General features: G+C 43.9%; 19 protein-coding genes. 7 read left to right on the top strand and 12 right to left on the bottom strand.

The genetic code is table 11. The features are described 5' to 3' along the window. From ABD036_RS03685 to ABD036_RS03670, 4 genes are all read right to left on the bottom strand, one after another. Positions 1-1,008: an aspartate carbamoyltransferase gene (locus tag ABD036_RS03685; RefSeq protein ID WP_343856607.1), complete on the bottom strand. Its 1,008-nt coding sequence runs from the start codon at positions 1,006-1,008 to the stop codon at positions 1-3. A 118-nt stretch (positions 1,009-1,126) separates the two neighbouring features. After that, positions 1,127-1,582 carry a hypothetical protein gene (locus tag ABD036_RS03680; protein WP_343856605.1) on the bottom strand — a complete coding sequence of 152 codons (456 nt, stop codon included), beginning with the start codon at positions 1,580-1,582 and terminating at the stop codon, positions 1,127-1,129. Further along, on the bottom strand, positions 1,579-4,230 hold the full coding sequence (locus ABD036_RS03675; protein ID WP_343856603.1) for a reprolysin-like metallopeptidase: 2,652 nt from the start codon (positions 4,228-4,230) through the stop codon (positions 1,579-1,581). The genes ABD036_RS03680 and ABD036_RS03675 overlap by 4 nt, the downstream gene beginning before the upstream one ends. A 192-nt stretch (positions 4,231-4,422) precedes the next feature. Then, positions 4,423-5,079, bottom strand: coding sequence for a TetR/AcrR family transcriptional regulator (locus ABD036_RS03670; protein WP_343856600.1), 657 nt, complete (start codon positions 5,077-5,079; stop codon positions 4,423-4,425). Between the two features lie 147 nt (positions 5,080-5,226). On the opposite strand from ABD036_RS03670, the gene ABD036_RS03665 reads away from it, so the two are divergent. From ABD036_RS03665 to ABD036_RS03655, 3 genes are all read left to right on the top strand, one after another. Next, a complete protein-coding gene (locus ABD036_RS03665; protein WP_343856597.1) occupies positions 5,227-6,390 on the top strand; it encodes an efflux RND transporter periplasmic adaptor subunit in 1,164 nt (387 codons plus the stop codon). Next, positions 6,390-9,545: an efflux RND transporter permease subunit gene (locus ABD036_RS03660; protein ID WP_343856595.1), complete on the top strand. Its 3,156-nt coding sequence runs from the start codon at positions 6,390-6,392 to the stop codon at positions 9,543-9,545. The genes ABD036_RS03665 and ABD036_RS03660 overlap by 1 nt, the downstream gene beginning before the upstream one ends. A gap of 160 nt (positions 9,546-9,705) precedes the next feature. Beyond that, positions 9,706-10,422, top strand: coding sequence for a DUF2982 domain-containing protein (locus tag ABD036_RS03655; protein WP_343856593.1), 717 nt, complete (start codon positions 9,706-9,708; stop codon positions 10,420-10,422). Positions 10,423-10,465: 43 nt separating this feature from the next. Here ABD036_RS03655 and ABD036_RS03650 read toward each other — a convergent pair whose 3' ends face one another. After that, the gene (locus ABD036_RS03650) at positions 10,466-13,579 is read right to left on the bottom strand and encodes a hybrid sensor histidine kinase/response regulator (protein ID WP_343856591.1); all 3,114 of its coding nucleotides are present in this window, start codon (positions 13,577-13,579) and stop codon (positions 10,466-10,468) included. A 271-nt stretch (positions 13,580-13,850) separates the two neighbouring features. On the opposite strand from ABD036_RS03650, the gene ABD036_RS03645 reads away from it, so the two are divergent. Next, the gene (locus ABD036_RS03645) at positions 13,851-14,972 is read left to right on the top strand and encodes a PQQ-dependent sugar dehydrogenase (RefSeq protein WP_343856588.1); all 1,122 of its coding nucleotides are present in this window, start codon (positions 13,851-13,853) and stop codon (positions 14,970-14,972) included. An 81-nt stretch (positions 14,973-15,053) separates the two neighbouring features. After that, positions 15,054-17,372, top strand: coding sequence for a DNA topoisomerase IV subunit A (gene parC, locus ABD036_RS03640; RefSeq protein WP_343856587.1), 2,319 nt, complete (start codon positions 15,054-15,056; stop codon positions 17,370-17,372). 204 nt (positions 17,373-17,576) lie between these two features. On the opposite strand, the gene ABD036_RS03635 is transcribed toward parC, so the two are convergent. Both ABD036_RS03635 and ABD036_RS03630 read right to left on the bottom strand, forming a co-directional pair. After that, the gene (locus tag ABD036_RS03635) at positions 17,577-19,130 is read right to left on the bottom strand and encodes an amidohydrolase family protein (protein WP_343856586.1); all 1,554 of its coding nucleotides are present in this window, start codon (positions 19,128-19,130) and stop codon (positions 17,577-17,579) included. Between the two features lie 303 nt (positions 19,131-19,433). After that, positions 19,434-19,910, bottom strand: coding sequence for a hypothetical protein (locus tag ABD036_RS03630; RefSeq protein WP_343856585.1), 477 nt, complete (start codon positions 19,908-19,910; stop codon positions 19,434-19,436). Positions 19,911-20,086: 176 nt separating this feature from the next. Between ABD036_RS03630 and ABD036_RS03625 the strand changes: the two genes are divergently transcribed. Then, positions 20,087-20,359 (top strand): type II toxin-antitoxin system RelB/DinJ family antitoxin, encoded by a 273-nt coding sequence (locus ABD036_RS03625; RefSeq protein WP_343856584.1) that lies wholly within the window; start codon positions 20,087-20,089, stop codon positions 20,357-20,359. After that, entirely contained in the window at positions 20,359-20,631 is a 273-nt protein-coding gene (locus ABD036_RS03620) for a type II toxin-antitoxin system YafQ family toxin (RefSeq protein ID WP_343856582.1), read from the top strand. Before ABD036_RS03625 ends, ABD036_RS03620 begins: the two co-directional genes overlap by 1 nt. A gap of 76 nt (positions 20,632-20,707) precedes the next feature. On the opposite strand, the gene ABD036_RS03615 is transcribed toward ABD036_RS03620, so the two are convergent. The 5 genes from ABD036_RS03615 to ABD036_RS03595 form a co-directional block, all read right to left on the bottom strand. Continuing rightward, the gene (locus ABD036_RS03615; protein WP_343856581.1) at positions 20,708-20,971 is read right to left on the bottom strand and encodes a hypothetical protein; all 264 of its coding nucleotides are present in this window, start codon (positions 20,969-20,971) and stop codon (positions 20,708-20,710) included. A gap of 35 nt (positions 20,972-21,006) precedes the next feature. Next, on the bottom strand, positions 21,007-21,585 hold the full coding sequence (locus ABD036_RS03610) for a hypothetical protein (RefSeq protein ID WP_343856579.1): 579 nt from the start codon (positions 21,583-21,585) through the stop codon (positions 21,007-21,009). A 64-nt stretch (positions 21,586-21,649) separates the two neighbouring features. Further along, entirely contained in the window at positions 21,650-22,018 is a 369-nt protein-coding gene (locus ABD036_RS03605) for a hypothetical protein (protein WP_343856577.1), read from the bottom strand. 116 nt (positions 22,019-22,134) lie between these two features. Beyond that, entirely contained in the window at positions 22,135-22,521 is a 387-nt protein-coding gene (locus tag ABD036_RS03600; RefSeq protein WP_343856576.1) for a hypothetical protein, read from the bottom strand. 38 nt (positions 22,522-22,559) lie between these two features. Then, on the bottom strand, positions 22,560-22,994 hold the full coding sequence (locus ABD036_RS03595) for a hypothetical protein (protein ID WP_343856574.1): 435 nt from the start codon (positions 22,992-22,994) through the stop codon (positions 22,560-22,562). Between the last annotated feature and the right edge of the window lie 183 nt (positions 22,995-23,177).

The raw sequence follows: 23,177 nt of genomic DNA, 5'->3' as shown, positions 1-23,177 counted from the left end.
TTATCGTTTTGAACTGTACCAATGTACGTCGGTATCGTATTTTGAGACTAACTTTTCGACGCCCAATGTGAGCGCAAACAAGGCCATTCGCACTAATACCCCATTGTCGGTTTGACGAAAAATAGCCAGATTCGGGTGCATGTTTAGGTCGTTATCAAGTTCGTTTGCGTCTGCACGAGAATCCCGCGGTAACGGATGCATGATCACCGTTTTTGATTTGAAATGTTTGGTGTAAATTGATTGATTTAATCTGAATTTACCTCGGTATTTATTGGCTTCTTGTTGAGACTCAAATCGCTCTTCTTGAATTCGCGTCTGATAACATATGTCAACATCCAAACTGCCTTCCAACTGCTCGGTAATGGTAACTTGGTGACCCGCAGCGTCAAGGTCCTTTAAAATAGCGTCTGGCATGGCCAGCTCTTTGGGTGAAATTAACGTAAATTTCACATTGTTAAATAAACTTAATAGTCTTGATAATGAATGTACGGTGCGCCCGTATTTGAGATCACCGATCATGGCAATGTGGATCCCATCAATGCTGCCACCGCCATATTGTTGCTCTTTGTTAATGGTGTACAGATCTAATAACGCTTGAGTCGGATGCTCATTTGCACCGTCGCCGCCGTTTATCACTGGCACACGACTGCCTTGAGCAAATTCAGCCACCGACCCACTATCAGGATGGCGCATGGCAATAATATCGGAGTAGCCACTTAGCACCCGTGCCGTATCAAACAGCGATTCACCTTTTGCCAATGCTGAGCTACTCATGCCAACGGTTTCTCGGACTTCGCCGCCTAGCAGATTGAATGCAGTGCCAAAGCTGACGCGGGTGCGGGTACTAGCTTCAAAAAATAAGTTTCCTAAAATTGCGCCGTCCAGGACCTTTGTGCGCTTACGCCGCATGGCATAAGGTGTCATCTGGTCAGCAACATTGAAAATAGTTTGAATTGAATCGCGATCGAATTGCGCCACCGATAATATATGTTGGCCTTCAAATTTCATTGCACACCCTTACTCGTCTGATAGCAAAGAAGGTGGTCCCACTCGCCTTTTACTGGCGCATGAGTCTATCAAAAAAAAACATCAGAGGAACGTATTATTACTGTGTTTAGGGGGAATTTTATGGCTCAGAATAATTTTTCTGAAAAACCAAACAACCTTCCAATACCCGCTTATTGTATCGCGAAGCGTAGTGCTTTAAAGCCGAACGTCTGCTGGTGTCCTGGCCAATCTGCACGGTATCACCTGCACCTTGTAGGTAACGAATACCACAGTGTTTTTCTACCCATTCCACCGAATATGTTTGTCCATCAATACCGGGAAAACTTATCACTTTGTTGGCAAATGCTAAAAGGCGAAAGTCCAAAGCGGTAATGGCTTGTTCAGCATCAGCCTCAGGATCTGCCTGCTCCAATATTGCGTCAGGTAATTGTTTTGATACCGGCAAAGCAGCGGAATCATCTGCACCTTGGGCATCTATTTGGGCATCCTTTTGAACACAAGCACTCATGAACAACGCCATGATTATTGCAAGCACACTTTTATTGCCGCGAAAGTGGATAGGCATTTGTCTCATCGCACAGCACCTTGCCTGAAGATGGCTATTTTGATAAGTGCTAACAATATGAAAATCATACCTAAGCTACCCCCACCGGAATCATCTGGAGAGGTAGGTTCAGGCGCTGGGGTTGGCGGCGCGGATGTATCCGTTGGGCGCACTTCAATGGTAATCATTGCAGTATCACTGGCAAACGAAGGGTCTTGGATTGTGTATCGGATGGTGTCAGTACCAAAATAGCTTTTGGCTGCCGTGTAATTGATCTTGCCATCCACAACACTGACTTGTGCCGCCCCTAGATAGGTCACTTCCACTAAGGATATTTCATCTTCATCTACGTCGAAATCATTACTCAAAACGTCAAACACGTTTAAACCTGAGCCTTGTACAATTGACTCGCTATCATCGACCGCACTAGGTGCATCATTGAGTGGTGACACACTAACATTGAATACAAATACATTGCTGTCGTTGATCCCATCGTTAACCGTTAAGTTAACTCGCAATGTACCAAAGAAATTGTTGGACGGCGTTACTGTGATCCCGCTAGACGTATAATTTGCGCCCGGTAAAATCGTTAAGCTGAAATTGGATGGATAGTCTGAGTCTGGGTCATCAACCACCAAATCAGAAAACTCAATCGTCAAAGAGGTGTCTTCGTTTATCTCTTGAGCAACTTGCGCCGTTATCAAAGGGGCAACCGGATCTTCGCCAGGAACAATATCAAAGCGCCCCGGATTGACAGCAAAGAACACATTGTCGCTGCATTTCACCATTAGCCGTGCATTGGTGGTATTGGTATTGGGCACGACTACGTCCTCTTGCCCGTCATTCGTTGTGCTAGCTAACAACGTCGACTCAAAAATACGATCACCGTCTGCGTCCAATAAAATATCGACATTGGCGCAATTGATTGGGGCTGAGGCTGTACCTGCCACATTCCAACTCACCGTGTGATTTTGGCCTCCAATCCAACGTACTTGTGCTAAGGGACGGTTGACCGAAAATGCCTCTGTCGTTGGCTCAACATCTAGGGTGGCATTCAAAGTGTTCACGCCGCCTTTACCATCGCGCACTAATAACTCGAAATTAAGCTGCCTTTGGGTCGCAGGATATACCTCACCGAAACTGATCGTGTCGTTGAGCACATCGGCTAATCGTGGAAAATATCGGGTCGGCGAATCGGTCGGAGGGTACGAACGAAACAACGGGTTTGCTCCGTTATCTACAATCAACTCATCATCTGAGGAGGTGCTTCCTGAAAAGTTGCCCGGATCAATTTGATCCCAGATAAAAGTCAAAGAATCGTTGTCAGCGTCGGTTACCTCAGCCGTCAACATGAAGGGGGTATTCGCTGGGATACTATGGTTTATTGGTGCGCTCGATATGTTGGGTATAGTGTTGCCGTTTGCAACTGAGGTACCGCAACTCATGCTATCGAGGTTATCTCTAATTTGCTCAATCGAAAAGCTATGGAAATAGCTGTCAGCGTCATCTTGTAAGTTTTGTTTAGCGCACAATCCTGCGTATGACATAAGGGTGGAGCCACTGCCAGGCTCGACGGCAGCTAGTCTAGATCGTTGATCATCAGTACACGCACCTGTGCTGCTCGCATTAAAGGTGTGATCGGCGGCCAATTGGTGACCAAATTCATGGATCACTAATTGAATATAGAAACTCTCGTCGGTTGGCCGACTGCTGCCAGATTGACCTCTGGCTTTGAACCCATTAACACAAATACTTTGTATGGTTGCTAAGCCTCCTGGGTCGGTGTTGACAACATGACCCATGTCATAGTTTGCTGAGCCAATCAGATCATCAATGGTGCGTTGATTGGCATCCAGATCTTCACTCGCGTCATTCACAAAGGGGTCAGATTCACCATCTGTAAAAATGAGTCTGTCGTTATTGGCAACCAGTTCAAATTGAATGGCTAAATCGGTGAGAAATATTTGATTAATCCGGTTCACCAATCTTCCTAGCTCCGCCAACGTACCAGCTTCACCGCCATTGATTCTTGTGTATTCCGCCGCCGCACTAATAGCCAAACGGTAAGTGGTTACCGAATTACCATTGGGACGCGCAGCTTGTTTGGCAGCCAGTTCAGTTAACGTTGATTTGCGGGCTTCGTTTGGCAGGCGCAGATAATCGGGTCTGTCAAGGTTGATATGGGTTGCTTGATTGATCTCATCTTTGGCAAAATAACTTAAATAATGGTGTTTATCTTCGCCTTTTTCAAAGTTTAACAGTGTCCAATTACCCTGATACTTAAACATCCCGGAAAAGCCTTGCGGGGAAAGGTCAAAACGGCCGGTGTTAGCGGGGTCCGTGATGTCCACGCCTTTAAATGATCGGATCTCAGGGAATTTTGCCGCCAGCTGTGGCGCCATCACCTGTATTTCGGTAAGTGCAAAGGTTGTTTCGCTGCCATCTGGTAAAGGCACAATAACATCGAATTGCGGCTCATCATTAGCCTGCAACTTGGCTAATCCTTGCGGATTAATCACGACTCGATTGCCTGCAGAAACCTGGGTTTGATAATCGCTTAAAGACTGAGACTTTGCCGATTCTTTGAGCCAAAGAGGTTGCTCATGGGGGGATGCTAAAGACCAACTGCTGACACAAAGCAGCATGGTGGCCAGACTCACTCGGTAACCTAATCTCATAATCTGTCCCAAAGTAACCTTTCGTTTGGTTGAAATCGCCATGCTAACCGATAAAACCGAAACCTAGCTAATTAATTTCGGTATAGCGAATAACATTTCATACGTATGAGTCTTAGATTTGGTCTCTAAGTACCGCATATTATTTTTCTGTTAGGCCTAAAACTTTGATTAAAGGCAGTTAAAAAAACATCACTAGCTTGATTTTTCGCCGCTGATCATTGCCAGTATGTGATCGGTTGCCTTAGTGACCTCAACGAGTTGCTGTTGTTGCGACATGCTATAGGGAAGGCCCAACAAACTGCGCAAATGGAAATCCCCTTTAAGCATATTAAAAAACGCACAGGCCCAATATTTAGCTGACTCAGTGGTTAATTGTAAATGGGTATTTTTGTGTAAGTAATTACTGAGTATTTGCATGCCGTTTTGTGGCCCGGCAATGTAAAACAGCTCTGCCACATGCGGATTACTATCTAATTCACCAATCACCACTCGGTGCATGGCGACCGTATCCTCATCCTGCATTAGGCTCATAATTTGCACGCCGAATTTGATCAATACCTCTCTGGGTGCTTGATCGAGGGCTCCCATATGGGATTCGCTGAGTTGGTATTGAGTACATTTAAAGTCAATCACGGCAGTGAACAACGCATCTTTATTACTAAAGTGCGAGTAAACCGTTTGTTTTGAAACGCCGGCTCGAGTCGCCACCATGTCCATTGAGGTAGAAGACACGCCTTGGCTAAGAAATAATTCACTGGCTGCCAGTAGAATGTTTCGGCGTTTCTCTTCGCTTTTTGGTCTACCCGCTTTAGGCAGTGCCTTGGCGACTGACTTTATTTTATTACACACTGATCTTTGCACTTTACCAACTCGTTCTAATGGTTCATTCTATTATCATACTGGACGGTCCAGTATTTATATATTATTCTAAGTCTTAATTCAACTTTGTAACTATCCAGGGGCAGTTTACCTGTTTTGTTCTGAACGGAAATGTTAATGAAATCGAGTCCATCCAAATCACTATTGCTTGCAATTACCATCATTATACCTTTTCTTGCGATTGTTGGGTTAATGCTTGCTGCTGGCTCAGGTCAAGTGTCTGCGCCGCCAAGTGAGGCCAAGTTACACACAGTCGAAGTGATTCAAGTCGTGCCAGAGAAAGGCTATCAGCAACAACAATTAGCCTATGGCCGCATTGAGTCGGCCAATCTCGCCAATCTCGGATTCGAACTGGCAGGCAAAATTGATCAAATCTTTGTCGATGAAGGGGACTGGATTAAATCAGGCCAGCGTATTGCTGTGTTGGATACTCAACGGCTCGATGCAAGCATGAAGGAGTTAGATGCGGCATTGCAGCGAGCCAAAGCGGATCAACGTTTGGCTTTGCAATCAAAAGAGAGAGTAGCGGAACTGGTGAGACGCAAATTAGAGTCGAGTCAGCGTTTGGATGAAGTCGAAGAATCGGCAACGGTCGCCAGCGCGCTGGTGGAGCAAACACAAGCTCGCATTAACACTTTGCAAGTGGAGTTACAAAAGTCAATTTTACGTGCTTCTTTTGATGGCACCGTGGTTTCTCGTCCAGTAGATCCCGGCACCGTCGTTAGCGCGGGGCAACCAGTACTACTAGTGCAACAAACCTCAGATTATGACGCTCGTATCGCACTTTCTAGTGAACAAGCCCAGCACCTGCAAGTTGGTCAGCAACATACATTGATGGCAAATGGGCAAGCATTGACTGGTGTGGTGAAATCCATCGCCAATACCCGGCAGCTAAACACGCGCACTATCGATGTGATTTTTACCCTGCTACCAACACATGCGGCGTTACTGCCAGGTGATTTGATTGCATTAACTTACAGTACGCATGTTGAAGAGCAGGGCGCTTGGGTGCCAAAACAAGCATTAAGTAATGGCATTCGCGGGCTTTGGACCTTATTTACCGTGACAGATAAAGGTCGACAAGAGGTGACATCACGCTCCGTCGAAGTACTTTACTCAGGAGAAACGCACAGTTATGTCAGAGGAGCATTAAGTGCAAACGATTGGATGATAGTCCGAGGTGCACAACGATTGGTGCCCGGCCAAATTGTGCACGCGGTGGGATCAGACATTACCGCCAGTGTGCTATTAAGTGACGCATCGAATCAAAGGGTGCAGTAATGACATTGCCGAATCCGCAAAAGCGGCAAAAAGCGCCTTGGTTTAGTGCCTTCTTTACTAACGGTCACTTGCTGGCGCTAACCATTATTATTTTTCTTGTTGCCGGAATTTCTGCCATATCGTCTTTACCTCGATTGGAAGATCCGCGCATCGATACCCGTAATGTCTTGGTATTAACGTCTTATCCGGGGGCATCAGCTGAGCGAGTTGAAGCCTTGGTCAGTGATGTCATTGAAGATGAACTGAGACAGCTTTATGAAATTAAAGAGATCAAATCAACATCCCGAGCGGGCATTTCGGTCATCAGTGTCGAGCTGCAAGCCTATATAGATAGCAACTCTAACGAACAGGTTTTTTCAAAAATTCGCGACCGTTTAGCTGCGGCTAAACAACAATTTCCAGCCGGTGCCGGTGAACCTGAACTAGATGAAAAACGCGGAGCTACATCGTTTACATTACTGGTTTCTTTAGGCTCCCCAGAAGGATATCAAACGCCTTTATCCATTGTGACTCGCATGAGCGAAGAAGTTGCGGATAGATTACGAAACGTACCTGGCACTGAAATAGTGCGCACCTATGGCGAATTAAAAGAAGAGATTATCGTTGAAGTTGACCCGCACAAATTATCCAGTGTTGGATTGAGTGTCGCACAGGTAAGTCAGCTCATCGCTGATGCCGATCCGAAGCTTCCAGCGGGAGTCATGCGCAGCGATAGCCAAAACATACGGATTCAAGTCGCCCAAGAACTCGCCAGTTTAGATGTGATCCGCAATATTCCATTAGTGGTATCAAACACCAGCCAATTCCTGCGCATTCAAGATGTCGCTAAGGTCTATCGCGGTTGGCAAGACCCTCCCAAAGACATTGCTCTGGTCAATGGTCAGCAAAAAATCCTTGTAGCAGCGCGGATGCAGCCAACAGTGCGTGTCGATAAATGGACAGAGTCAGCCAACCAAGCATTGGCCGATTTCAATGCGCTCTATCAAGGCACCGTCAGTGCTGAAGTCATATTTGAACAAAATCAATATACCGAATCGAGACTACTCGAACTTACCCAAAACCTACTGATGGGGTGTTTGGTGGTGATGATAGTGGTGTTTTTATTCATGGGCTTTAGGAGCGCATGGATTGTCGGGATCTCTTTACCACTGAGCGCCGCATTCACGCTATTTTCATTGAGTTTTTTCGATGAACAAATCCATCAAATGTCAATTTTTGGGATCATCATTGCGATTGGATTATTGATTGATAATGCCATTGTGATCACCGACGAAATTCGTAGTCATTTGCTCGAACCTGAGAATACCCGACTCGATGCGTTAGTTAAAAGTATACGCCATTTGTTTAGCCCGTTGTTGGCCTCGACCTTAACCACCATTTTAGGCTTTATGCCGATATTCTTGCTGCCCGGCAATATCGGGGACTTCATCAGCTCCATCGCGGTCAGTGTGGTAATGGCGTTGGTCGGTTCGTTATTTATTTCACTGACGGTTATCGCAGCATTAGCTGCACGATACTTGCCCCGGCGTGACTCCAAACAGCAAATTCAGCCGTGGTATCAAGGTGGGCTGCAGTTTAAATTACTTAGCGATTGGTATAAGACAACCATCACCAGTGGCATCCAACGACCGCTTTTATTGCTGGTGTTGAGTATAGGTTTGCCACTGAGCGGATTTGTATTGTCGGGACAGTTAGGCAATGTGTTTTTCCCCAGTGCCGACCGAGATCAATTTGAAGTTTACGTCTGGATGCCAGAAGGCACAGCCTTGTCGAGAACTCGCGAGCTGGTTGAAGATATTAATCACCACATTGGTGACCAAGAGGCAGTCGAACAGGTAACTTGGTTGATTGGTGGATCTGCGCCATCGGTGTATTACAACCAAGTGATGACACGTGACAACACAGCGCATTTTGCAAATGCCGTGGTTAAAACACATACTGTCAGTGGCGCAGCCAAGCTTATCCCAGCATTGCAACATAGCTTGGACAGTCGGTTTCCGCAGGCCAAAGTTGTGGTCAGAGCCTTTGGCCAAGGGCCGCCAATTTCAGCCCCCATAGGGGTTGAAATTTATGGCCCAGACTTATCAATTATCGATAGCTTAGGGCAACAAGTGCGACTCGCCATGTCGCAAATACCAGGTGTGACCAATACCATTGCATCAATCACCGTGGGTGAGCCTGAATTGATCCTTGATGTCACTCGCAACGAGTCTTCATTGGCCGGCATGTCATTGAATGACATCGCGGCCCAATTGCAATCGTCTTTAGATGGGCGACTGGGAGGGTCGATACTTGAAGGAACCGAAGAGATCCCGATCCGTATTCGATTGCCAGAATCGCAACGAAATAGTATCGATAGCCTCAATGCCATACCGTTGTTGAGTGCTACCTTGGCCAAGCAGCAAACCTGGGTTCCGGTATCAGCACTTGGGCAATTTGAATTGCGTTCTAGTATTGCCGGTATCACTCGGAAAAATGGCGAACGAGTCAATATTGTCGAAGGATTCTTGCTGCCTAATGCTAAGGCCGTGGATGTTAGCAATGCGCTGCAAAGCAAATTGTCAGGACCAGATTTTGACTTGCCCAAAGGCTACCGTATAAAAATGGCAGGCGATGCCGATGAGCAGCAAGAAGCGCTTGGCTTGTTGGCGACTTATGCGCCGGTATTGTTAGTACTGATGATCACCACCCTGATTTTAACCTTTAGGAGTGTCAAGCTAGCCGCGTTGATTGCGTCTGTAGCTTTGCTGTCAGTGGGGTTGGGGATGTTCAGTTTATGGCTGTCCGGGTTACCGATTGGCTTTAACCCATTATTAGGCTGTGCAGGATTAATAGGTGTTGCTATCAATGGCTCCATTGTGGTGATTGCATCAATCAACGCAAACCCTAAAGCCAAAATCGGGGATCTGGATGAAATCGTGAGAGAGACCATGAGTTGCAGCCGCCATATTCTATCCACTACCTTTACAACCGTTGGCGGCTTTATCCCTTTATTGCTGTTTAGTGAAGGCACTTTCTGGCCGCCATTAGCGGTAGTTTTAGCCGGTGGCGTCGGTTTGTCTATTATACTAAGCCTAGTGTTTACGCCCATTGTTGCTGGACGACTTGCGATTCGTCGTGGTAAACAATCAGCACAAGCAGTGGCTTATGCATGAACTTAGTAAAAACCAAATTAGTGGTATAGTGTGAACTAGAGTAAATAAACGGCCGTATAAACCATGGATTTAAAACGCTGGTTAAAAACAGACTGCGCTCACTGTCAGCGGATGAGGTTGATCGTTATTTGGTGTTTAATTATGTTGGTAGTGTATTTCTATGTCTGGCATTGAAACAAAAAACAACAATCAGGCTGCCCAAGACGCTAGTATAAAAATCAAAGCGGCGGCCAAACGAAACGGGCTAACCACCTTGTTAATTGGTCTTATGGTGTTGGTTTTGGCCATCATTTTGATCAATGTATTGCCTCCGTTTCTTTATCTTGCCAGTGTGTTTGCTTTGAGTGGAGCAATTGTCACCATTCTTATTGGCTGGTTCAAAATGCGCGAGCCAGAGCACAGCATAGAACTGACTAAAACCCATATTTACTACCAACATCGACACGGTAAGTGGGAACTGACCTGGGATAACATTCAACGGATTGATATTCCCAAAGTATCCTCAGGTCTTGAACAAAAAACGCTGGGTATGGTGGGGATCAAAATCAAGCAATATGAACCCTTGCTCACAACAATCTCGCCGCGTCTGGCAACCAATCTATTGTTAGAGCAACGCCACTTGTTATTACAAAATGCGCACTGTGCAACGGGCGGTTGTTATAGTAATGATCTTATTGAGAACGACCGTTATAAGGCGCAAAGCGGTCAATTGATCACGGGTATTCCTGCCATGTTGGCCAATAGGATGACCAAGCTAAGAGCCAGTTTGGGATATGATATTTTTATTTCTGTGACTGAACTGGACCGCTCTACAGAGGAGTTTGTTGCTTTGCTCAAACAGTGCCAGTTGAAAGTAAATCAAGAGCACGTTCACTGAGCGAATTTAAATTCTAGGCCATAGTCACATTGGTAATCGTGGTTTAGAGATAATCAACACTTTGCTCTAGGATCAGATCACATTCGTGCAGAAAATCCGTTAAACGTGACTCTACAACCTGATAGTCATGTTGCTTTAATGCGGTTTCCAATTCATCACACAAGTCGCGCAAAATGGGCACACCGGTATAACAGCAAGCGCCGTGTAACTTGTGAATTAACGCCTGGGTATTTTGGGTATCTTGTTTTTCCCAACTTTGAGCTATTTGTAGTTTCAGCTCAGGTAACTGATTAACGAATCCGGTAAACACTTCTTTTGCTGCATCCTTGTTATGATTGGCTCGCTCTAAGGCTAAATCCCAATCAATTGAAGCGGCCTGCTCTTCGACTAAATCGATGTCATTACACCAACGCTGAATAAGTGCAACAAGATCTGATAAATCTAAGGGTTTGGGTAGATAATCGTCCATTCCGGAAGCCAAGAGTCGCTCTTGCTCTTCTTTCAATGCGTGTGCTGTGACCGCAATGATAGGCGTTCCTATGTTCAATTGTGTTTTGCGGATCAGCTTGGATGCCTGTAAACCATCCATATTTGGCATTTGCACGTCCATTAGGATCAGGTCGAATTCCTGCTCTTTGCATAGCTTAACGGCATCTTCACCAGTGTAACTGAGCCTAAGATCAATTTTAGAGGGCTTTAACCATGTACTCAGTAAGCGTAGATTCATTTCCATGTCATCTACGGCCAATACTTTAATCGGCGGTAACTTAAGTAAATCGTGATGCAATTGATCGTATTTAGTTTCTTCTGGTGTATCGGTCAAACTGGCTAATTTATTCACAGTCATCGGCAGGCGCAGTTTGACAATGTGTGCTAAGTCTTGATGCTTATCTTCTAGCATCAACTCGGGACCTGAATAGAGAAACACTAAGTTATCTATTTTTGTATTGATAATGTCATTGAACAGTTTTTCGTTTTGCTGCAAATAATGATGAGGCAAGCAAACAAAAATAATGCTGTATTTGTGTTTAAGTCGTTTAAGATCGGCCACTTCATCGACTAAAGTGACTTCTGCACCCACGTGTTCAAGCATTTTTATTGTCGACATAGTTGCCGTACTATCGGTATTTAGTATTAATATTGGCTTTTTATTCCAGCCAATATTTTGCACGTTTTCATCATTTATATTTAGCACATTGGTCAGCACAGTTACCGTGAAACAACTGCCTTTGCCGGGCTTACTATTTAAGGTGATTTTACCGCCCATTAAGCGCACCAGCTTTTGGCAAATCATTAACCCAAGTCCTGTACCTTGATATGAGCGGCTGGTGGCATCATCGATTTGAGAGAACGCACTGAAAAGCTTCTTTCTATCCTGTTGGCTAATACCAATGCCGGTGTCTTCGATACTGAATTTCAACTCAAACAAACCGTGATTGAGCTCCTTTCCCTGTGCGTGCAAACTGATGTGCCCAGAGGGCGTAAACTTAAGCGCATTGCCGAGTAAATTGGTCAAAACCTGCTTAATTCGTTGGGCGTCACCGATTAATTTTTGCGGTAATTTTGCCAGCTCAAAATGGAATTCAAGGTTCTTCTGATGAGCTGATTTGGCCATCACGCTGACCATTTCTTCTAACAACTCGTTAGGACTGAAGGGTTGGCTATTGATCTGTAGCTTACCGGCTTCAATTTTGGATACATCCAATACGTCATTCACAATATTCAGCAAGGTATCTGCTGCACTATTAATGATCCGTACATGCTCTTGTTTGTCGACTGGTAACGGCGTGTGGATCAATTCTTTACTAAAACCGAGAATGGCATTCAGTGGTGTGCGTATCTCGTGGCTCATATTAGCCAGAAACTGCGATTTAATGGTACTGGCGTTGATCGCATCTTTACGCGCAATATCCAATCGCACATTTTGCTCTTCAATGAATTCCATATTGTTGCGAATATCATTTGTCGCTTGTTGAATGTCACTTTCTAACTGGCTGTGACTTTTATCCATGATTGCTAACGAAAACAAGCCCGCTTCAACAAACACGCCTATTTGAAAGCAATAAGCCGTAACTTCATTAGTCGGTAAGATGCCAGTTAAACTTAACATACCAGCAATCGCCGTGAGAAACAGAATGCTCCATGCAAAAATGAAATACCGAGCCGGCCGGAAATTGTTTGCATAACTCTCGAAGCCTGCCACGAGATAACTTGTGATAGCCACAAGACTGCTGATATAGACCAATGCATTTTGCCATAGCACGGGAAATAGGTTGATAAGCGAACAAAACCCCATTACTGCTAATAGGCCAATGTTTACCTTGATGTAAGAGGCCGTCTTGGGCGCAGTATGTTTAGCGTCAAGAAAGCTATAAGTGAAAACACCTGAAGCAATGCCGATAAACACAAAAATCAAATCCATATGATTGGATAGCCAAAGCGTCACTCCATAGGGCAATAGCATTACCGAGTGGCCCCCCCAAACAAACTGCCATACCACGGCTGATACTATGTAGCCTACGTAGGCAAGTAGACTGACTTCCCGGTTACTTACATACAACACTAAATTGTAGATGGCTAATATCAGTAGACCGCCATAGAAAAATCCCCACAACAAACTATCCCAAAACGAAGAACGCAGGTATTTCTCAAAGGGTTGGATATCTAAAGGCGCAATAATATTTTTATCAATAGACTCAAGGCGCACAAATAAATCAATTGGTGTAGCCAGCGGTATATTGACTTTAATCGATGGGTATCGACTGTTTTGCGAGCGTGATAACTTTCCCTGTTGACTGAAGGCAATAATCTGATTGCCATTAAGCAGGTAAAAGTCGACATGATCCACTTGCGCAAAACCAATATCAATCACCCATTCTTGAATATCGATAACTCGACTGAATCGGGTATGCAGCCAGATGCCACCGTCATGCAATCCATAGTTTGGGTTAGACGAAGGTAGCCAGCGAAAGTCTTGCTTACGCTGGCGCACTTGGTCGATGGTCAGTTGCGTTCCTTGCTCTGGAAGTATTTTGACCTTTTCAGAGAGTCGGATTGTTTGTTCTTTATTAATTAATTGCAGCGTCGATTGTGCAAAGGCACCGTGACCAATAATCATTAGTAAAAAGCCAAACACTATCCTGTTAAGCAAGGCCATGTTAATTCATGTCATCCCATTCATGTGAGTACGTCAGTGCACATTAAACCTGTTGAAGTTGGCTTTTTCAATTGCAATTTAAATAACTTCAAAACAACGGGTCAATTATTGGGTGTTTTTAAGGTTGAACCGACCATTTTTACAGCGATATCAACAAATTTATAAGTGCTGCTCTCGCACCCTGTGGATAAAGAGTTTAGTATAAACAGCGTATTTACAATCTTGTTATCAACGCCATTAATCCTGTATCAACACAGTAAGGACTTATTCTATGTCTACCTTGCTCAAAATTAGCTTTGTCAGCCTCTCTTTACTAATAAGCTCTAATATCTTTGCCTTACCTCTAGATAAACTGTCGCTGCCAGAGGGATTTAAGATAGAGGTATATGCCGAAGGCGTCACCAACGCTCGGCAGATGGCTTTGGGTAAAACCGGCATTATTTATGTTGGTAGCAGAGGTGAAGGAAAGGTTCACGCGGTGGTTGACGAAAACCAAGATGGCAGCGCTGACAAAGTGGTGCTGATCGCAGAAGGGCTCACCATGCCTTCGGGTTTAACCTATAGAAATGGTGACTTGTATGTGGCAGAAGTCAGTAAGATCCACAAATTTTCCAATATAGACCAGACCTATGCCTCGTCACCAAAATCTGAGATTGTTATCGATGGCCTGCCGGAAGAGAAACATCACGGTTGGAAAAATATCGATTTTGGTCCTGACGGCTGGTTGTATGTTCCAATTGGTGCGCCTTGCAACATTTGCGAAACGATTGACGATGGTAAATTTAATGATCCGCGCTTTGCCAGTATTTTGAAATTTGATTTAGCGAATGATAAGCATGAATGGGTGGCCAAAGGCGTGCGTAACAGTGTTGGATTCGATTGGCATCCAGTAACTAAAGAACTGTGGTTTAGTGACAATGGACGAGATTGGATGGGGGATGATATTCCGCCGTGCGAGATCAATCATGTTAGTGAACCCGGTCAACATTTTGGTTATCCTTATTTCCATGGTGGCGACATTCCAGATCCTGAATTTGGGGGTGATAAAAAACCGCAAGACTATCGTTTTCCTGCATATAATCTTGGTGCCCACGTAGCGCCACTAGGCATTCACTTTTATCAAGGGAAGCAGTTCCCCGCCGAATTCAAACATCGTCTTTTTGTTGCCGAACACGGCTCGTGGAATCGCAGTACAAAATCAGGCTATCGCGTCATGATGGCAACCATCGAAAACGATAAAGTCACCGATTATCAACCTTTCATCGAAGGATTCTTAAATGAACAAGATGATGCATGGGGCCGACCAGTGGCGATGCTGACACTGCCCGATGGAAGCTTGCTAGTATCTGATGATTTCGCAAATGTGATTTATAAGGTAACCTACAAGAAATAACTGGGGGCTGCTGTTTTTGCAGAATCAATAACAGCATAACGATAGCCAGATAATAAAAATAAATGGTAAAGCAAACTAACTATGAGTGACGAAATCATCATCAACAAAGACGGCATTGAGCAGCTTTCGCTTGGCCGTTTTACCGAAGACGCCTACCTAAATTATTCGATGTACGTGATCATGGATCGCGCGCTTCCTCATATTGGTGATGGCTTGAAGCCGGTGCAAAGGCGCATCGTATATGCCATGTCCGAGCTGGGATTAAGTGCTACTGCGAAATACAAAAAATCGGCACGTACAGTGGGTGATGTGTTAGGTAAATTTCATCCTCATGGTGACTCAGCCTGTTACGAAGCTATGGTATTGATGGCCCAGCCATTCAGTTACCGCTATCCGCTAGTTGATGGCCAAGGTAACTGGGGTGCGCCTGATGATCCTAAGTCGTTTGCTGCCATGCGTTACACTGAATCTCGATTATCGAAGTTTAGTGAAGTGCTGCTCAATGAATTGGGTCAAGGCACAGTAGATTGGCAGCCTAACTTTGATGGCACCATGAACGAGCCCAAAGTATTACCGGCCCGTTTACCGCATATTTTGCTCAATGGTGTGACCGGCATCGCGGTGGGAATGGCCACTGATATCCCACCTCATAACGCCAGAGAAGTAGCCAAAGCCTGTGCGGCTTTATTGGACAATAGTAAGGCCGAATTGGCCGAGTTACTGACTCATATTCAGGCGCCAGATTACCCAACTGAAGCGGAAATCATCACACCCAAAGAAGACATTGTTAAGTTATATGAAACCGGGCGCGGCTCAATAAAGATGCGCGCGGTTTATCATGAAGACAGTGGTGATGTGGTGATCACAGCGCTGCCACATCAAGCCTCGGGTGGAAAAATACTCGAGCAAATCGCCGCCCAAATGCAAGCCAAAAAGCTGCCTATGGTCAGCGATCTTCGCGATGAATCAGATCACGAAAACCCAACTAGGCTGGTGATTACGCCGCGTTCCAACCGAGTAGATGTGGAACAGCTAATGCAGCACTTGTTTGCCACCACGGATCTCGAGAAAAACTATCGGGTCAACATCAACATGATTGGCCTCGACGGTAGGCCCAAAGTCAAAGACCTGCGCACAATTTTGAGTGAATGGTTGGTCTTTAGAAAAGATACCGTCGTTAGACGATTACAATATAGACTAGACAAAGTGCTGGCCCGTTTGCACATTTTGGAAGGTTTACTCATCGCGTTCTTAAACATCGATGAAGTGATCCGAATTATCCGTTATGAAGATGAGCCTAAACAAGAATTGATGCAACGGTTCAGTCTATCGGACAAACAAGCTGAAGCCATTCTTGAGTTAAAACTACGTCACCTAGCCAAACTAGAAGAATTTAAAATTAAAGGCGAGCAAGAAGAGCTCGCTAAAGAAAGAGACGAGCTGCAAACATTACTTGGCTCAGATCGTCGACTTAAGACACTGATTAAGAAAGAAATTCTTGCCGATGCTGAAAAGTATGGCGATGACAGACGTTCGCCTCTGGTGCAACGCAGCGAAGCAAAAGCGTTGTCTGAAAATGAACTGATCCCATCTGAACCAGTGACAGTGGTGCTATCTAAAATGGGCTGGGCGCGTTGTGCCAAAGGCCATGATGTTGATGTAGAGGGACTGAGTTACAAATCAGGTGACAGCTATCTCTCCAGTGCCAAAGGACGCAGCAACCAACAAGCCGTGTTCCTTGACAGCTCAGGCCGAACATTTTCCACGGACGCACATAGCCTCCCTTCAGCCAGAAGCCAAGGTGAACCCTTAACCGGTAAATTTAATATTGTCGGTGGTGAAACCGTCGAACACGCCATTATGGGATTGGATGAGCAACGTTATCTGGTTGCGTCTGACGCAGGATATGGTTTTGTTGGTAAATTCTCTGACATGGTCAGTAAAAATAAAGCGGGTAAGGCCTACTTATCTTTGCCAACCAGTGCCAAGGTCATTAAGCCACAACCAGTAACTAATATTGAAAGTGACTGGTGTATGGCCATTTCCAATGAAGGGCGAATGCTGATGTTCCCATTGCGTGACCTACCCAGTTTAGGTAAGGGCAAGGGCAATAAAATCATTAATATCCCTTCGGCAAAAGCTAAGAGTCGGGAAGAGTATGTCACCGTGCTCGCCGTTGTCCCTGATGGTGCACAAGTGAAAGTGCTTGCTGGTAAACGCGGTATGACCTTGACTGCCGCTGACCTCAGTCACTATCAAGGTGAAAGAGGGCGCCGAGGCAACAAACTCCCAAGAGGACTGCAACGGGTTGATGGTGTGGAAGTGATATTGCCATCTAAGCCTAATGCTGACACCTCACCCACAGAAGCGCCCGGCGAAGATCAGCCACAGGGAGATTGAAATAAGGTGAGTGTCTAGCGAGCTTTGTTTGCTAGATACTCACATCCAACTCTGGCGCTGTGATTACTAAGCCATACAGTCGGTCTACTTAATTGTGCGATGCAGTTGAAAATGACCTTCCATTGTCGTGTTGAGTTGTTAGTGGACATGAAGCGTCGCAGCAATGCTTACATACTGATTAAAAACGAGCGCCAGCAAAGTGCGCTAATCCGCTAATTGAACACGCATCAGCGGGCTTGTTAAAAGGTCATATAAAAATCTCAAGTTTACCTGAAGGCTCTGAGCCGATTCTGCAGCATATTGCTCAAGGGTTTCTAACGCCGCGTGATCAAAATATTGCCCTGCGAAGATGACGCCGTATATATCAGCAATGTGCTTTATGTCAGATAACGGGTTTTCATTGAGTAGTAGCAGGTCTGCCTGCTTATTTATCTCGACACTGCCGAAGTCTTTCCCTAAGCCTGCAAATTCGGCAGGATTAATGGTTGCAGCCTGGATAGCTTGTAAATGAGTCAATCCCGCTGCCACTAACATCAAAAGTTCATCGTGCAGGCTTGAACCGGTAAAGACATAGCTGTCGATATTATCGGTACCTGCTAACACTTTGACGCCGAGGTGCTGAGCTCGTCCGACTTGCGCGCTTGCAGCGGCGTAATAATCACCATGGACGAAGTTGCCGTTGCGGTCATTTCCCTGCTCAGATGCGCGCCTTATATCAGGCTCCCATAATAATTTTCGAACAATATAGGGAATATACTCAAGCCGTCCATCGAGTCGAAAAGATGGCTCATTGGCCATGGCGCTCATTTTAATTGTGGTTAATGTGGGCACCCATCGGGTATTGGTGTTCGCCATAGACACCATTAAATTATCGCAGCTATCGGTATCTTGATTATTCAGTATTTCACGAATAAATGGTGCGTTATACAAAGAGATAGGATCCTCATGTTGCCGAAAAGACGCAATGCCCGTGAAACATTCAAACATAAATAACCTGCCGTGCTCAATACTGGCGACGTTGGCATCTAGCACCTGTTCTAAAGAAACAGCAAGGGGTTTATGACCGGCTATGGCCAGATGATGTTGTTGTGTCGCGACGACTAAATGGTTGAATTGTTTCAGAGTTAATTCGGTGTATGTTTTAACAAAATCAACATTTTGTTTGGCATAAAATGCAGCTAACTGCTGTGCATCTTCAAGGTTATTGAGACGAAAATAATCAGCAAATCCTTCAGGGACTTCATTGCCTCCATTGGTTTGATAGCTACTCTGTAACGGATACCGAGGTGATATTCTCAAACCGCGAATTGCTTGCTGCTCCCAAATCATCTTTTCTTGCGGGCAAGCCCAATAATTGTCATCTTGAGTAAGGCAACCCGACATATCACGCACAGAAGTTACGCCATTAGCAATAAACAACGGGTGGTGCAGATAAGGCGAGAGTTTCAGACTATGGGTATGTATATCCCAAAGGCCGGGCATGAGATATTTACCAGTGCCGTCTATCTCAATATAACTGGCGTTAGGTTGATATTGATTACTGGGTATTATCTTCGCTATTTTGCCTTGTTCGATGAATACCGTTTTGTTCCTAAGAATATTGCCATTGGTTGTATTAATTACGTTGATATTTTTCAACGCAAAATCCCCTTTTTTACCAACCAGCGGCGGCGATTTGATAGGCAGTGCGATTAACAATGCCATCACGCTTACACTGCCAACAACAAGCCAAAATAAGATCCTTAAAACGTTTTTCATGAAAATCCTTTGCCCTTTAACTAAGATCTTCCCCACAACAATGAAGACCGTTCCCTATTCAATTTCTGTCAATTTAAATTCCGCTGGAGTTTTATATCCTAAACTCGAATGTAATCCTTGTCGATTGTAGAAATATCTGTGTAACAAATGGGGGGTTTACACATTCATTAAATGACCGAGAAAAGATATTAGAATATCTAAATGAGTGTAAACCATTGGCGGCTGAAGCAACCGATGAAGCAAATGAAGATATAGTGGAAAACTTATTGTTTCATCCGGACTGAGGGATTACCGTTATTTCTGTTACTGAACAACCATATCTTCTGCCTGTTTAAACTCGGTGCATCTGTTGGTAACGAGCTTTACCAGAGTGTTTATTATTTTAGACTCTTGTCCATCATGAACGATAACTATGCGCCCCCTTGCACTGTCAAACATAGTTAGTGATACTTCTGATCGCTTATATTTCCACCAAAATGCAGCGGCGACTGCCAACCACAATAAGGCAACCAAAAGGCCCGCAATTAGTTTATCAATGCTTTCTGCAATCAAGGAGGCTTTTCCAATAGCAAATATGGCCAACAGAATAAACGGAAATGAGGCAAACTTTAGAATAGGGTTTTTAGACGTCGAATATATGCTGTTGCGTACGTCTACTTCAGTGTATTTGACTTCGAATGCCAAAGAATCCTCGGAATCACTATGTTTATAAGAGAGTGAATGCTCATCAAATGAGAACTTTGTTTTGTGCCCTTTAAACTTTTGAGTGAACGAATTCAAAAACTCTCTCCGAAGATATAGCGCAGCCATTTTCGGTCGCGGTTTGATGGCGACTTTTATGCGTTTCTTTGCATAAAAGGTGACAGAAAACGAGATCCGTAAGATGGTCTTGTTACATGCACTTTGCTATACTTTGTTTTACTATGTAATACATATTAAGCAAGTAGGTATCAATTATGAAGACAGAAATGCTAAGTACACGTATAGACCATGACACCAAGCTAGCATTTACTAATGTATGTGACGATATGGGTTTAAGCACCTCGCAAGCCTTAAAGTTATTTGCCAAAGCGGTTATTAATTATGGTGGGATACCTTTTGAACTTAAAGCAAAAACACCAAATACCTTGACAGCAAATGCAATTGAAGAGCTAGAGTCTGGAAATGGCACTAAAGCTGAAACTATTGAAGAGCTTTTTACCCATTTAGACATCGGTGGCTTGAAATAGTGCTTAAACTTGAATACGCAACGCAATTTAAAAAAGATTTTAAGAAAATTGCGAAACGTCCATTACCTGATGTAGTTGAAGTTGGGCACGTGATTAAACTGTTACTGCTTGGTGAAACTTTGCCAGATAAATATGTTGATCATTTGTTGTCGGGTAATTGGCAAGGTTACCGTGATTGCCATGTTAAGCCAGATTTAGTTTTGATATATAAAGTAGATAACAACTCTTTAAAACTTGCAAGGATTGGAACTCATAGTGAGCTATTTCGCTAGCATGTAACGCTTTGCATATGAGTATTTTCGCAGTGCTTGGACCGACAGCGAGAGGTTTTCCTTGTGACGCGCCTTGTTAGGTGTTTTTACTGCCATTCTGGTTCTTTTTAAAACGCCGCTCTGCAAACCACCACATTACTGCCCCGTATAGTAAACCAGCGAGAGGCCATACTATGTAATGGACTATGGCGGCCCTTGAAGTGTAACCTTCTGCAAATGGCTTACTAATAAAGGACATTGCAACGAACATTGGCATGCCCCACATAAACAAACCGTTAAAAAGGATATAATTAAACCATCCTTTTTTTCTAGTTTCTTCCCAAGCTTCTAATTCTTGCATAGTAAAATTCCCGCTGACTTGGCTAGTTAGATAACTTACTTATCCATCCAACACGATTCATAAACTATCTCTCCATTACTTATAAATTTTATTTTATGTACTTTATTGAACTCATCAATTGGTTGTGGTTCGTCACCGACTTGAAGAGTAAATGTACTTGTCGGCACAACATCGTCATCCACTGTAACCATTGCTTTAGAAGTAAATAGGCCCGCTTGAAACCCTTTGATTATAAAACCATAAATATTAATGGCGACTTGTTGCTCTCTTCCTTTGAGAGAGCTTAAATCCGGCTGTAGAAAGCTAATATCTTCAAGAGGCTTTTCTAGGCTGAGCAATCTTGCTTTGAAGTGTTTAATGGTTTCTTCGTAGTATGGCATGTTTGTGTTTAGTTTTGACGTAGATAAATCTATTAAATCTGCCACAGACAAAATAATTTTTGAGTTTGTGTTTGCTAAAAATACTGCTGGCTGTTCAACAGTTAAAGCATGTTTAAAATTCTGTTTCTGAACTACCGGATAAAAGTCTAAAGCGCAAGGGTCGTATTCCGCTTTAGCATTGTAACTAAAAAGCCAAATAAACGTTGCGACGAGTATATTTTTTTTCATGGTCATCTAACACCGTCCTAAGACGCGCGCGCTTTTCGCGCGTCGGATCTTAAGCACCTTGTTATGAGCTTTACGGAGTGAGTAATTTTGCAATTTGTTGCTCCACGTGCTCGATCTTTATTTTCTTTTTCTCTGCTACTTCGCTTGTCCATTCGTAGGTATCAGCCCAGTACAAGGCCTTTTCATGGAGAGCTGTTGGAAATCCAGGATCTATAGCCTTTACCGACAATACGGCTACAGACGCCTGATCCCACAAGCGGGACAATTGATACTCTCTTTCTCGATCATGGCATTTTTGGCCGCCAGAAAATTCTATGTACTTCTTTGTTTCATTGAGAGCATCATTGATGGCATTTAATGCAGCTACTGTTTTTTCGTCTTGGGCGTGTCTTTCTTTTTGTAAATAGTCCAACAGTTTCTGTAGGGCATCAAGTATCACAATACTCTCCTTATTCTGTGCTCGTAACGCCTCAATAAGAGGCCGAATTATGCTTGGCTATACTTTGTGAGGAACGAACACCAGCCAAGCGTAAGGCGTCCGACTTCATTGATTTGTTAGGTGGCGTTTCTAAAATAACTACGCCCGATAAATAGCAAATGTCCTAAAACAAGGATAGGGCCAAAAGTTAAAACTTGAATTATTAAGCTATCAATTTGATTACTATAAAAGAAGGCTGCAAGCCAATTTACCGCCCAATAGACAATAAAAGCCAAAATCAATTTTGAGTGTGTAGCTGGTTTATCTCCAAAAACATAAGACATCAATTTAAAGACTGAATAAAAAACAAGTACACAAGCTATAAATAAGCTAGCCGCGAATAGCTTTACTTCAACAGGTGCACCATCCCCTTCAACCTGAGTCATAATAGCTGGAACTAACACGACGGGAACGGAAAAAAGGCAAATTTCAAATTTAAACCAAATTCGGAAAGCTTCGCTCATAGTCACCTAACTGTTAGGCGTCCATTTTAATGCGTTTGTTATATTGCATTTTTTAATACAGCCTCAGTTTTGCCAAGTGGTTCCTTTGCAATGCGCTGAAGTTGTTTACCAAAGCTATTAATTGCTTGGGGCTCGACTTTTAAATCGAAATTAACCTTATAATTTTCGTTTCTTACATTTGTGAAAGACTCAATGTGAGCAATAGTAATAGCAAGTAGCGTATGCCCAGAGTTGTCTGTGCAGAAACCGGAAACTGAAAAGTATGAGATATCCGCTTTAGACCGTGTCGTAAATTCAAAGGAATCACTTACTGATTTAGGAAATACCTCAAGCACTTTTCCTAATTCTTCAATTTCATTTCTATTGGTATAGCAATCGGCTCGCCCTGCAAAGACGCTATTGCTTCCGTTAATTCTAATCTCGAATAAACATTCATCTTCCCAAATAGATGAAATTGCTAAATGACTCTCCATGTTACTCCTGCAATATAACGCCCCTAATAAACGGCGCAAACTTGTTGGCTATAATGGCGAGGAACGTATATGGACTCCCCTTGTAAAGCAATCATGTGTTAAATTAATTCATTGGTGCAATTAACAAGTTCACGTATATTCGGTTTCATTGTGGGGAGCTACCCCGAACCTTAATGGCTTAAT

Origin of the sequence: Aliiglaciecola litoralis (genome assembly GCF_039523355.1) — a bacterium.
GTDB lineage: Bacteria > Pseudomonadota > Gammaproteobacteria > Enterobacterales > Alteromonadaceae > Aliiglaciecola > Aliiglaciecola litoralis.
This window is presented reverse-complemented; position numbering and strand designations above follow the sequence as displayed.

Excerpts from the sequence above, each read along its gene's own strand:
- ABD036_RS03610 (WP_343856579.1), bottom strand. The coding sequence starts at position 21,585 with ATGACCATGAAAAAAAATATACTCGTCGCAACGTTTATTTGGCTTTTT.
- ABD036_RS03655 (WP_343856593.1), top strand. The coding sequence starts at position 9,706 with ATGTCTGGCATTGAAACAAAAAACAACAATCAGGCTGCCCAAGACGCT.
- ABD036_RS03645 (WP_343856588.1), top strand. The coding sequence starts at position 13,851 with ATGTCTACCTTGCTCAAAATTAGCTTTGTCAGCCTCTCTTTACTAATA.
- ABD036_RS03680 (WP_343856605.1), bottom strand. The coding sequence starts at position 1,582 with ATGAGACAAATGCCTATCCACTTTCGCGGCAATAAAAGTGTGCTTGCA.
- ABD036_RS03635 (WP_343856586.1), bottom strand. The coding sequence starts at position 19,130 with ATGAAAAACGTTTTAAGGATCTTATTTTGGCTTGTTGTTGGCAGTGTA.
- ABD036_RS03675 (WP_343856603.1), bottom strand. The coding sequence starts at position 4,230 with ATGAGATTAGGTTACCGAGTGAGTCTGGCCACCATGCTGCTTTGTGTC.
- ABD036_RS03595 (WP_343856574.1), bottom strand. The coding sequence starts at position 22,994 with ATGGAGAGTCATTTAGCAATTTCATCTATTTGGGAAGATGAATGTTTA.
- ABD036_RS03685 (WP_343856607.1), bottom strand. The coding sequence starts at position 1,008 with ATGAAATTTGAAGGCCAACATATATTATCGGTGGCGCAATTCGATCGC.
- ABD036_RS03650 (WP_343856591.1), bottom strand. The coding sequence starts at position 13,579 with ATGGCCTTGCTTAACAGGATAGTGTTTGGCTTTTTACTAATGATTATT.
- ABD036_RS03665 (WP_343856597.1), top strand. The coding sequence starts at position 5,227 with ATGAAATCGAGTCCATCCAAATCACTATTGCTTGCAATTACCATCATT.
- ABD036_RS03615 (WP_343856581.1), bottom strand. The coding sequence starts at position 20,971 with ATGCAAGAATTAGAAGCTTGGGAAGAAACTAGAAAAAAAGGATGGTTT.
- ABD036_RS03600 (WP_343856576.1), bottom strand. The coding sequence starts at position 22,521 with ATGAGCGAAGCTTTCCGAATTTGGTTTAAATTTGAAATTTGCCTTTTT.
- ABD036_RS03625 (WP_343856584.1), top strand. The coding sequence starts at position 20,087 with ATGAAGACAGAAATGCTAAGTACACGTATAGACCATGACACCAAGCTA.
- parC (WP_343856587.1), top strand. The coding sequence starts at position 15,054 with ATGAGTGACGAAATCATCATCAACAAAGACGGCATTGAGCAGCTTTCG.
- ABD036_RS03660 (WP_343856595.1), top strand. The coding sequence starts at position 6,390 with ATGACATTGCCGAATCCGCAAAAGCGGCAAAAAGCGCCTTGGTTTAGT.